Source organism: Escherichia sp. MOD1-EC5990 (assembly GCF_002965285.1).
Taxonomy (GTDB): domain Bacteria; phylum Pseudomonadota; class Gammaproteobacteria; order Enterobacterales; family Enterobacteriaceae; genus Escherichia; species Escherichia coli_F.
In genome coordinates this window covers 91,482-103,042 of record NZ_PTRV01000010.1, presented here as the reverse complement: position 1 = coordinate 103,042, position 11,561 = coordinate 91,482, and the positions used below count along the sequence as shown (strand labels likewise).

Below are 11,561 nucleotides of genomic sequence, written 5' to 3'. Positions count from 1 at the left end.
TTATGCAGCATTTAAAAAATATTACTGCGGGTAATCCAAAAACTGTTGCCCAATATCAACTGACAAAAAATTTTGATGTTATCTGGTTATGGTCCGAAGAGGGAAAAAACTGGTATGAGGAAGTAAGTAATTTTCAGGAAGACACGATAAAGATTGTTTACGATGAGAATAATATAATTGTCGGCATCACCAGAGATGCTTCAACGCTCAACCCTGAAGGTTTTAGCGTTGTCGAGGTTCCTGATATTACCGCCAACCGACGTGCTGATGACTCAGGTAAATGGATGTTTAAGGATGGTGCCGTGATTAAGCGGATTTATACGGCAGACGAACAGCTGCAACTGGCGGAATTACAGAAGTCAGCTTTGCTTTCCGAAGCTGAAACTATCATTCAGCCACTGGAACGCTCTGTCAGACTGAATATGGCAACAGATGAGGAGCGTAGCCGACTGGAAGCATGGGAACGCTACAGTGTTCTGGTCAGCCGTGTGGATCCTGCAAATCCTGAATGGCCGGAAATGCCGCAATAAGTTGTATGATCTCTGGAGTGAGCTAACGTATCTATAGCACAGAGTAAAGCCTAATCTGACAGTCTGCTCTGTGCTAGGAGCGGACTGACCTGCTTCCCGATGATTAATACACAGCTATGCTAGTAATGTCCGTAGATCGCTGTGTGTTGCATCCATCGGTTGAACTCACAGTCCAAACCAGACTGTCAGCTTTGATTAGATTCTACCTACTCAACCTGTCAGATAAGGTCTGAGCTAATACATCTAATATATGGCTTCGTGCAGGGGACGGCTATCGCGAACGTTAGGCCAGGTATCTGAATACGCACAGTTCACTTGGTTGTACTTCTTGCACTGATCTGCTATCCCGCACAGCTATTTATAGGTAATCTTCAGTGTATAATCTGCCAACTTATGGAAGCTTGTACAACAGGAGAAATATATGAAAAAAGAATTGTTTGGACGTTGCCCGTTTGATCTTGACGAAGATGTAAAAAAAATAGCCGCGATAAATAAATATATCCATGCAAAATTTGAGGAGCATAAAAATAAAATAGACAACCTAAAGGGTGTGGAACAAAAATTGATGGTCTTACAGTACTTTAATGTACTGAATGAACTTAGTAATCAGGCTATCTCTTCTTTGAATATAGGAGCCTTTTCAGCATCGGAAGTATTAGCTAGGGTTATAATAGAACAGGCTGCCAATCAATTTTATATAGCAATAGATGATGGCGAAAATGCACAAGCATTACTCAAGGCTAGTAAGAAATTAGTTCATAGTAATGGAAAACGGTGGCTGGAGTGTTTAAAATCCAAAGGAATGACTAATCCAGCAGCAAATGAAAGGATTCGCATGGGAAAAGAACTAACTGATCTATTTAATAGATTGTGGCCAAATACACCTGAATATCCAGGAACCAGAAAACTTTTTGAATTAATTGGCTGGGAAACACACTATCATGCCCATTACGTTCCCCTTTGTGATTCAATACATACATTCTCTGATGATATGGTAAATATAGTATCTCTATATAATGCAATCCAAAGTGATGAAAATACTGCTATCGAATTCATTCTTGCAGTTAAACAAGAAAATAAACGGCTGGCAATTTATAATTTTGTAATTGCTACGGCCCTTCGGTGTGAGGCCTTAGTAAATGTATTTAACTCTTTAGGTTATCAGGATATTATAACAGAAATGACACCAACAATAGATACAGTCAACCAGACTATAATTCGATATGATGATTTTGATCATTCCAGAATTGATGATTGTCAATAATTAATTGACAGAATACGTACATGCGCAACAACTAGTGATAGTTGACTTATTTTCGCTCTTGAGAGACAACCATACTCAAATCTCCCACATTGCAGGAGATTTGAATATGAAAACGTCACCGTGGAATAAAGACCGTACCATCGGTCAAAAAAGGCCACTTCAGATATTTCATATCTGGGGGATTCGGATTAGACTTGAGTTGGAAGGTAAAACACGCGATCTAGCTCTGTTCAACATGGCTTTGGACACTAAGCTACGGGGCTGTGATTTGGTCAAACTCAAAGTATCAGATGCTGCATATGGCAGTTCTGTCTCAAGCAGAGCAACGGTGTTGCAACAGAAAACCGGCAGCCCTGTCCAATTTGAGATAACCAAAGGGACAAGGGAAGCGGTTACTGCATTGATAAAGCTCGGCAACTGGCATAGTAAAGGCTTCCTGTTCCGCTCTCGGGTCGGAACTAACCACCATATATCAACCCGGCAATACAACCGAATTTTTCATGGGTGGGTAGAAAAGCTTGGTCTCGAAGATTCGCTGTACAGCACACATTCCATGAGAAGAACAAAACCTTACTTAATCTACAAGAAAACCAAGAGTCTCCGGGTGATCCAACTTCTGTTGGGCCATAAGAAACTGGAAAGCACAGTCCGTTATTTGGGCATTGAAGTCGATATAGAAGGTCTCTTTTAAGTTATGGGGGCTGATTTTATATTCAATAGCGTATGCTCATCGAAGAAATAAACTCATAAAATGTAAAGACAGCCAGCAAAAACATACAGATAAAGATAAGGGAAATAGCACACTTAACTAAGGGCTGAACCCCCCGAGGTGTTCCCCATGGTTTAGACATTTGGGTTATAACCCAAATAAATAAGGCCACAAAACAGCAAACACCAGCCAATCCGAGCAGAGATATTATGACAACTCCAAACAGATTTCCAACATCTAGTTTATCTGTTTTTGCAACTAGGGTTAACAAACCAGCAATAATAGTTGCAATCGATATTCCCGCAATGGTTGTGAGATCGGCGATAACAGCCAGTTTTTCTTTAGTATTTCCTTGAGTAAAGACCTCTAAAATTGATTTCATGGAAATAACCACCTACTATCGATTATATTCAGGAGCTTTTTATCATAACGATATCAGATAGATAAGGACATTGTAATATTTTGGATGATTTAAACTTGCTTTTGTAACTCTAATGTCCACTTTTCGCTCAAAGCAGACTGTCAGGTTTGATAGCATTTGGGCTATGTAAATTGTCAGGCGGAAAATGAGTGAGTACAAATCAGGACAGGCGGGCGAATTGCCCGCCTTTTCTTTATCTGTTGTTTCATCCACTGACCAGCCAGGTCAAATAGCGTCTTATGCTCTGCACAACAGAAAATAGTTGCACCCATTAACCACGGAGTTAAACGGATGAGTGACTATCATCATGGCGTGCAGGTGCTGGAGATTAACGACGGCACCCGCGTCATTTCCACCGTATCCACTGCCATTGTCGGCATGGTCTGCACGGCCAGCGATGCGGATGCGGAAACCTTCCCCCTCAATAAACCGGTGCTGATTACCAATGTGCAAAGCGCAATTGCAAAGGCCGGTAAAAAAGGCACGCTGGCGGCATCGTTGCAGGCCATCGCTGACCAGTCAAAACCGGTCACCGTTGTCGTGCGCGTGGAAGACGGCACCGGTGATGACGAGGAAACGAAACTCGCGCAGACCGTTTCCAATATCATCGGCACCACCGACGAAAACGGTCAGTACACCGGACTAAAAGCCCTGCTGGCGGCGGAGTCGGTAACCGGTGTTAAACCGCGTATTCTCGGTGTGCCGGGACTGGATACCAAAGAGGTGGCTGTTGCACTGGCATCCGTCTGTCAGAAGCTGCGCGCTTTCGGATATATCAGCGCATGGGGCTGTAAGACCATTTCCGAGGTGAAAGCCTACCGCCAGAATTTCAGCCAGCGTGAGCTGATGGTCATCTGGCCGGATTTCCTCGCATGGGATACGGTCACCAGTACCACCGCCACCGCGTATGCCACCGCCCGTGCGCTGGGTCTGCGCGCTAAAATCGACCAGGAGCAGGGCTGGCATAAAACGCTGTCCAACGTCGGGGTAAACGGTGTTACCGGCATCAGCGCATCTGTATTCTGGGATTTGCAGGAGTCCGGCACCGATGCTGACCTGCTTAACGAGTCAGGCGTCACTACGCTGATTCGCCGCGACGGTTTCCGATTCTGGGGTAACCGTACCTGCTCTGATGACCCGCTGTTCCTCTTTGAAAACTACACCCGCACCGCGCAGGTACTGGCTGACACGATGGCTGAGGCGCACATGTGGGCGGTGGACAAGCCCATCACCGCAACGCTGATTCGCGACATCGTTGACGGCATCAATGCCAAATTCCGTGAGCTGAAAACAAACGGCTATATCGTGGATGCGACCTGCTGGTTCAGCGAAGAATCCAACGATGCGGAAACCCTCAAGGCCGGAAAACTGTATATCGACTACGACTATACACCGGTGCCTCCTCTTGAAAACCTGACCCTGCGCCAGCGTATTACCGATAAATACCTGGCAAATCTGGTCACCTCGGTTAACAGCAATTAAGGAGCCTGACCGATGGCAATGCCGCGCAAACTCAAGTTAATGAACGTCTTTCTGAACGGCTACAGCTATCAGGGCGTCGCGAAGTCCGTCACGCTACCAAAACTGACCCGTAAGCTCGAAAACTATCGCGGTGCGGGGATGAACGGCAGCGCACCGGTAGACCTCGGCCTTGATGACGATGCGCTGTCAATGGAGTGGTCGCTCGGTGGCTTCCCGGATTCGGTTATCTGGGAGCTTTACGCCGCAACCGGTGTGGATTCCGTACCGATTCGTTTTGCAGGCTCTTACCAGCGCGACGATACCGGCGAAACGGTGGCCGTCGAGGTGGTCATGCGTGGACGTCAGAAAGAAATCGACACCGGCGAGGGCAAACAGGGAGAAGACACCGAGTCGAAAATCTCCGTGGTCTGCACCTATTTCCGGCTGACGATGGACGGTAAGGAGCTGGTCGAAATCGACACCATCAACATGATTGAGAAGGTGAACGGCGTCGACCGGCTGGAGCAACACCGCCGCAATATCGGCCTGTGATTTTCATCCGGTCAGCCTGGCTGACCGGTTAACCCCGATTCAGAAGTGAGAAAACCATGAACAAAGAAAATGTGATTACCCTGGACAATCCGGTCAAGCGTGGTGAGCAGGTTATCGAACAGGTCACGCTGATGAAACCTAATGCCGGGACGCTGCGCGGTGTCAGTCTGGCTGCGGTCGCGAACTCCGAAGTCGATGCACTGATTAAGGTGCTGCCGCGCATGACGGCACCGATGCTGACCGAGCAGGAAGTCGCCGCGCTGGAACTGCCTGACCTTGTGGCGCTGGCCGGTAAGGTGGTCGGTTTTTTGTCGCCGAACTCGGTGCAGTGACGCTTCCGAAAAATCTGTCGGTCGATGACCTGATGGCGGATGTGGCAGTGATATTTCACTGGCCGCCATCAGAACTGTATCCCATGAGCCTGACCGAACTCATCACATGGCGCGAAAAGGCGCTCAGGCGAAGCGGAAACACGAATGAGTAACAATGTAAAATTACAGGTATTGCTCAGGGCTGTTGACCAGGCGTCCCGCCCGTTTAAATCCATCCGCACAGCGAGTAAGTTGCTGTCGGGGGATATCCGGGAAACACAAAAATCACTGCGCGAGCTGAACGGTCACGCATCCCGTATTGAGGGATTCCGCAAGACCAGTGCACAGCTCGCCGTGACTGGTCATGCACTTGAAAAGGCACGGCAGCAGGCCGAAGCCCTTGCCACACAGTTTAAAAACACCGAACGCCCGACCCGTGCTCAGGCGAAAGTGCTGGAATCCGCAAAGCGTGCGGCGGAGGACTTACAGGCGAAATATAACCGCCTGACAGATTCCGTTAAACGCCAGCAGCGGGAACTGGCCGCTGTGGGAATTAATACCCGCAATCTTGCACATGATGAGCAGGGACTGAAAAACCGTATCAGTGAAACCACCGCCCAGCTTAACCGGCAGCGTGACGCGCTGGCGCGTGTCAGTGCGCAACAGGCAAAACTTAACGCAGTCAAACAGCGTTATCAGGCCGGAAAGGAACTGGCCGGAAATATGGCCTCAGTGGGCGCTGCCGGTGTGGGGATTGCGGCGGCGGGAACGATGGCCGGTGTTAAGCTGCTGATGCCCGGTTATGAGTTTGCGCAGAAAAACTCAGAATTACAGGCCGTGCTCGGTGTGGCAAAAGATTCTGCCGAAATGGCCGCGCTACGCAAACAGGCGCGCCAGCTCGGCGACAACACAGCCGCCTCGGCGGATGATGCTGCCGGTGCGCAGATTATCATTGCGAAAGCCGGTGGGGATGTTGATGCCATTCAGGCGGCAACGCCGGTCACGCTGAATATGGCGCTGGCGAACCGCCGCACGATGGAAGAAAACGCCGCCCTGCTGATGGGGATGAAATCCGCCTTTCAGCTTTCAAACGATAAGGTCGCTCATATCGGGGATGTTCTCTCCATGACGATGAACAAAACCGCCGCCGATTTTGACGGTATGAGCGATGCGCTGACCTATGCCGCACCTGTGGCAAAAAATGCCGGTGTCAGCATTGAAGAAACAGCCGCAATGGTCGGGGCGCTGCATGATGCAAAAATTACCGGTTCAATGGCGGGAACGGGAAGCCGTGCCGTGTTAAGCCGCCTGCAGGCACCGACGGGAAAAGCATGGGATGCACTCAAAGAGCTTGGTGTGAAAACCTCAGACAGTAAGGGAAACACCCGACCAGTATTTACCATTCTGAAAGAAATGCAGGCCAGTTTTGAGAAAAACCGGCTCGGTACTGCCCAGCAGGCTGAATACATGAAAACCATTTTCGGGGAGGAGGCCAGTTCAGCCGCCGCCGTGCTGATGACTGCCGCCTCAACCGGAAAGCTGGACAAACTGACCGCTGCGTTTAAAGCCTCAGACGGAAAGACCGCAGAACTGGTAAATATCATGCAGGACAACCTCGGCGGTGACTTTAAGGAGTTTCAGTCCGCTTATGAGGCGGTGGGGACTGACCTGTTTGACCAGCAGGAAGGCGCACTGCGTAAGCTCACGCAGACGGCCACAAAGTATGTGTTAAAACTCGACGGCTGGATCCAGAAAAACAAATCACTGGCGTTAACCATTGGCCTAATTGCCGGTGGTGCACTGGCGCTGACTGGCATCATTGGTGCCATTGGCCTCGTAGCCTGGCCGGTTATCACCGGCATCAATGCTATTATCGCGGCAGCAGGCGCAATGGGGGCAATCTTCACGACGGTTGGCAGTGCTGTTATGACGGCCATCGGGGCGATTAGCTGGCCGGTTGTGGCCGTGGTGGCTGCCATTGTCGCCGGGGCGTTGCTTATCCGTAAATACTGGGAGCCTGTCAGCGCATTCTTTGGCGGTGTGGTTGAAGGGCTGAAAGCGGCATTTGCGCCGGTGGGGGAGCTGTTCACGCCACTTAAGCCGGTGTTTGACTGGCTGGGCGAAAAGTTACAGGCCGCGTGGCAGTGGTTTACAAACCTGATTGCTCCGGTTAAAGCCACCCGGGACACCCTGAACCGTTGCCGTGACACGGGCGTCATGTTCGGGCAGGCACTGGCTGACGCGCTGATGCTGCCGCTTAATGCGTTCAACAAACTGCGCAGCGGTATTGACTGGGTACTGGAAAAACTCGGTGTTATCAACAAAGAGTCAGACACACTTGACCAGACCGCCGCCAGAACTCATGCCGCCACGTATGGCACCGGTGGTTATATTCCGGCGACCAGCTCTTATGCAGGCTATCAGGCTTATCAGCCGGTCACGGCACCGGCTGGCCGCTCTTATGTGGACCAGAGTAAAAACGAATATCACATCAGCCTGACGGGTGGTACTGCGCCGGGGACACAGCTTGACCGCCAGTTACAGGATGCGCTCGAAAAATACGAGCGGGATAAACGTGCGCGCGCCCGTGCCAGCATGATGCATGACGGTTAAGGAGGTGACGAAAAATGATGCTCGCGTTAGGTATGTTTGTTTTTATGCGCCAGACGCTGCCACACCAGACCATGCAGCGTGAATCAGATTATCGCTGGGCGTCAAATTCCCGTATCGGCAAACGGGATGCCTTTCAGTTTCTCGGTGTTGGCGAGGAAAATATCACGCTTGCCGGTGTGCTTTATCCCGAACTGACCGGCGGCAAGCTGACGATGACCACGCTCAGGCTGATGGCTGAGGAAGGCCGGGCGTGGCCGTTGCTGGATGGCACCGGCATGATTTACGGCATGTATGTCATCAGCAGGGTGAGTGAAACAGGGAGTATTTTCTTTGCAGACGGCACACCCCGGAAAATTGATTTTACGCTGTCGCTCACCCGCGTTGATGAATCACTGGCCGCGCTTTATGGCGATATCGGTAAACAGGCAGAATCGCTCATCGGTAAGGCTGGCAGTATGGCGACTAAATTCACGGATATGACGGGGGCGGGATAATGCTGGATGCACTGACATTTGATGCAGGCAGTACGCTGACGCCGGATTACATGCTGATGCTCGACAACAGGGATATTACCGGCAATATCAGCGACCGTCTGATGAGCATGACCCTGACGGATAACCGGGGCTTTGAGGCTGACCAGCTTGATATTGAACTGAACGATGCCGACGGGCAGGTCGGGCTGCCGGTTCGTGGCGCTGTCCTGACGGTGTATATCGGCTGGAAAGGTTTTGCCCTGGTATGCAAAGGGAAATTTACCGTTGATGAGGTTGAACACCGGGGCGCACCGGATGTGGTCACCATCCGCGCACGGAGTGCAGATTTTCGCGGGACGCTCAATTCCCGCCGTGAAGGCTCCTGGCATGACACCACGCTCGGTGCGATTGTTGAAGCGATAGCCTCCCGTAACAGGCTGGAAGCCAGTGTCGCTCCGTCACTGGCCGGAATTAAAATCCCGCACATCGACCAGTCGCAGGAGTCTGATGCAAAATTCCTGACCCGCCTTGCTGAACGCAACGGCGGTGAGGTGTCGGTAAAAATGGGAAAACTGTTGTTTCTCAAGGCGGGGCAGGGGGTGACGGCCAGCGGTAAAAAAATCCCGCAGATTACCATCACCCGCAGCGACGGCGACCGCCATCATTTTGCGATTGCTGACCGTGGAGCCTATACCGGCGTAACGGCAAAGTGGTTACACACCAAAGACCCGAAGCCACAAAAGCAGAAGGTAAAACTGAAACGCAAAAAGAAAGAGAAACACCTGCGCGCACTGGAGCACCCGAAAGCGAAACCAGTCACGCAGAAGAAAGCGCCAAAAGTACCGGAAGCGCGCGAAGGTGAATACATGGCAGGTGAGGCTGACAATGTTTTTGCCCTGACCGCGGTATATGCCACGAAAGCGCAGGCCATGCGCGCCGCTCAGGCGAAGTGGGATAAGCTGCAACGGGGCGTTGCGGAGTTCTCCATCAGCCTGGCTACCGGTCGGGCAGATATTTACACGGAAACACCGGTTAAAGTGTCAGGCTTTAAGCGCGTCATAGACGAGCAGGACTGGACAATCACTAAGGTGACACATTTTCTGAATAATAGCGGCTTCACGACGTCCTTGGAGCTTGAGGTCAGGCTTTCTGATGTGGAGTACGAAACAGAAGATGATGAGTGATGTTTTTATTTTATCTATTTGTTTTATAAGGATAAATTAACTAAAATAGCACCATCAACAAAACCGGAAGAGGTGCTCGCGATGTTTCATTGTCCTTTATGCCAGCATGCCGCACATGCGCGTACAAGCCGCTATATCACTGACACGACAAAAGAGCGTTATCACCAGTGTCAGAACGTGAATTGCAGCGCCACATTCATCACTTATGAGTCGGTACAGCGATACATCGTGAAGCCGGGAGAAGTCCACGCCGTAAGACCGCACCCGTTGCCGTCAGGGCAGCAAATTATGTGGATGTAATTACAAACAGGAAGCCCCTCAGTCGAGGGGCTTTTTTGTCGATGTGGTCAATGTGTGGACGTGACCAGAAATAAATCCTTTTATTTCATTGTGTTACGCGTAAAAAATAAGCCCGTGTAAGGGAGATTACACAGGCTAAGGAGGTGGTTCCTGGTACAGCTAGCATTTTATGGGTTATGTTTTTCAGCGAAACGGATGATAACCTTAATAAATGCAGCTGTATGTGATCGGTTTCTAAGAATTTTCCATCCGGGAAAAATAATCGAAATTAATCACTTACCGTGGGGGTTACGCGTGGTTTCCCCGGAGAAATTACGCATCAGCAGCGCGTAATTTAGCTCAAGATCCTGCGGGACCGGGATCCACACAGTATAACCATCGCCCGGTGCGACCGGCATTGCTTCGCCTTTGGCGTTTTCCATATGCTCAAGGGTAAAGTTAATGTTCCCTTGCGGCGTCATCAGCTCAAGGCTGTCGCCAACGGAGAATTTATTTTTCACCGCTACCGCCGCGAGGTCGCCCTTGCGCTCACCGGTAAACTCACCAACAAACTGCTGGCGGTCAGAAACTGAATAACCGTATTCGTAGTTCTGATAATCGTCGTGAGTATGACGACGCAGGAAACCTTCGGTATAGCCACGATGCGCCAGACCTTCCAGAGTTTCCAGCAGGCTGGTATCGAATGGTTTTCCCGCAGCTGCGTCATCGATAGCTTTACGGTAAACCTGCGCGGTGCGTGCGCAATAGTAGAAAGATTTTGTACGACCTTCGATTTTCAGCGAATGCACGCCCATTTTGGTCAGGCGTTCAACGTGGGCGATAGCGCGCAGATCTTTCGAGTTCATGATGTAAGTACCGTGCTCATCTTCAAACGCGGTCATATACTCGCCCGGACGCTGAGCTTCTTCGATCATAAACACTTTGTCGGTTGGCGCGCCGATACCCAGCGTCGGCTCAACATTTTGCACCGGAATCGGCTCGTACTTGTGCACGATGTTGCCAACGTCATCTTCTTTCCCTTCCTGGACGTTGTACTCCCAGCGGCAGGCGTTGGTGCAGGTGCCCTGGTTCGGGTCGCGCTTGTTGATATAGCCAGAGAGCAGGCAGCGACCGGAGTAGGCCATGCACAGCGCGCCGTGAACGAAGATCTCTACCTCCATATCCGGCACCTGATTGCGGATCTCTTCAATCTCTTCCAGCGACAGCTCGCGAGAGAGGATCACGCGGGTCAGGCCCATTTGCTGCCAGAATTTCACCGTCGCCCAGTTCACGGCGTTAGCCTGTACCGAGAGATGGATCGGCATTTCAGGGAAGTGCTCACGCACCAGCATAATCAGCCCTGGATCGGACATAATCAGCGCATCCGGCCCCATTTCCACCACCGGTTTCAGGTCACGGATAAAGGTTTTCAACTTAGCGTTGTGCGGTGCAATGTTGACCACAACATAAAACTTTTTCCCCAGCGCATGGGCTTCATTAATGCCGAGCTGGAGATTTTCGTGGTTGAATTCGTTGTTGCGCACACGCAGGGAGTAACGCGGCTGGCCCGCATAAACAGCATCTGCGCCATAAGCGAAAGCGTAACGCATATTTTTCAGCGTTCCCGCCGGGGAAAGGAGTTCCGGTTTAAACATAATTCTCTCGTTCTGATGACAGGTCAGATCCGCTTCACCTGATGAAGCGGTTAGGGGAGTGCCCCCACTTTAAGGGCGGGCATTGTAGCGCAATCGGTGGGGTTGACTC

The 11,561-nt window shown here is 50.7% G+C and carries 13 protein-coding genes; 11 read left to right on the top strand and 2 right to left on the bottom strand.

The genetic code is table 11. The features are described from left to right. Positions 1 to 2: 2 nt before the first annotated feature. The 3 genes from BEB42_RS13855 (at position 3) to BEB42_RS13845 (ending at position 2,485) form a co-directional block, all read left to right on the top strand. Positions 3 to 530 carry a tail fiber assembly protein gene (locus BEB42_RS13855; protein ID WP_001164151.1) on the top strand — a complete coding sequence of 176 codons (528 nt, stop codon included), beginning with the start codon at positions 3 to 5 and terminating at the stop codon, positions 528 to 530. A 421-nt stretch (positions 531 to 951) separates the two neighbouring features. Beyond that, the gene (locus tag BEB42_RS13850; protein WP_000711880.1) at positions 952 to 1,794 is read left to right on the top strand and encodes a DUF5677 domain-containing protein; all 843 of its coding nucleotides are present in this window, start codon (positions 952 to 954) and stop codon (positions 1,792 to 1,794) included. A 106-nt stretch (positions 1,795 to 1,900) separates the two neighbouring features. Continuing rightward, entirely contained in the window at positions 1,901 to 2,485 is a 585-nt protein-coding gene (locus BEB42_RS13845) for a tyrosine-type recombinase/integrase (protein WP_001447266.1), read from the top strand. 22 nt (positions 2,486 to 2,507) lie between these two features. Here BEB42_RS13845 and BEB42_RS13840 read toward each other — a convergent pair whose 3' ends face one another. After that, the gene (locus tag BEB42_RS13840) at positions 2,508 to 2,885 is read right to left on the bottom strand and encodes a hypothetical protein (RefSeq protein WP_000836023.1); all 378 of its coding nucleotides are present in this window, start codon (positions 2,883 to 2,885) and stop codon (positions 2,508 to 2,510) included. Positions 2,886 to 3,215: 330 nt separating this feature from the next. Here BEB42_RS13840 and BEB42_RS13835 point away from each other — a divergent pair, with 330 nt between their 5' ends. The 8 genes from BEB42_RS13835 to ogrK all read left to right on the top strand — a co-directional run bounded on the left by BEB42_RS13835 (position 3,216) and on the right by ogrK (position 9,818). Further along, the gene (locus BEB42_RS13835) at positions 3,216 to 4,406 is read left to right on the top strand and encodes a phage tail sheath protein (RefSeq protein WP_001286716.1); all 1,191 of its coding nucleotides are present in this window, start codon (positions 3,216 to 3,218) and stop codon (positions 4,404 to 4,406) included. 12 nt (positions 4,407 to 4,418) lie between these two features. Beyond that, positions 4,419 to 4,937 (top strand): phage major tail tube protein, encoded by a 519-nt coding sequence (locus BEB42_RS13830; RefSeq protein WP_001251412.1) that lies wholly within the window; start codon positions 4,419 to 4,421, stop codon positions 4,935 to 4,937. Positions 4,938 to 4,993: 56 nt separating this feature from the next. Further along, positions 4,994 to 5,269, top strand: coding sequence for a phage tail assembly protein (locus BEB42_RS13825; protein WP_001031303.1), 276 nt, complete (start codon positions 4,994 to 4,996; stop codon positions 5,267 to 5,269). Continuing rightward, entirely contained in the window at positions 5,266 to 5,421 is a 156-nt protein-coding gene (locus BEB42_RS13820) for a GpE family phage tail protein (RefSeq protein ID WP_000174594.1), read from the top strand. The genes BEB42_RS13825 and BEB42_RS13820 overlap by 4 nt, the downstream gene beginning before the upstream one ends. Then, a complete protein-coding gene (locus tag BEB42_RS13815) occupies positions 5,414 to 7,861 on the top strand; it encodes a phage tail tape measure protein (RefSeq protein WP_000069909.1) in 2,448 nt (815 codons plus the stop codon). The genes BEB42_RS13820 and BEB42_RS13815 overlap by 8 nt, the downstream gene beginning before the upstream one ends. Before the next feature lie 14 nt (positions 7,862 to 7,875). Next, entirely contained in the window at positions 7,876 to 8,355 is a 480-nt protein-coding gene (locus tag BEB42_RS13810) for a phage tail protein (RefSeq protein WP_000978873.1), read from the top strand. Continuing rightward, positions 8,355 to 9,518, top strand: coding sequence for a phage late control D family protein (locus tag BEB42_RS13805; protein WP_000882921.1), 1,164 nt, complete (start codon positions 8,355 to 8,357; stop codon positions 9,516 to 9,518). The genes BEB42_RS13810 and BEB42_RS13805 overlap by 1 nt, the downstream gene beginning before the upstream one ends. Positions 9,519 to 9,599: 81 nt before the next feature. Beyond that, positions 9,600 to 9,818, top strand: coding sequence for a prophage transcriptional regulator OgrK (gene ogrK / locus BEB42_RS13800; RefSeq protein ID WP_000468308.1), 219 nt, complete (start codon positions 9,600 to 9,602; stop codon positions 9,816 to 9,818). A gap of 272 nt (positions 9,819 to 10,090) precedes the next feature. On the opposite strand, the gene trhP is transcribed toward ogrK, so the two are convergent. After that, on the bottom strand, positions 10,091 to 11,452 hold the full coding sequence (gene trhP / locus BEB42_RS13795; RefSeq protein WP_000476037.1) for a prephenate-dependent tRNA uridine(34) hydroxylase TrhP: 1,362 nt from the start codon (positions 11,450 to 11,452) through the stop codon (positions 10,091 to 10,093). Positions 11,453 to 11,561: the final 109 nt, after the last annotated feature.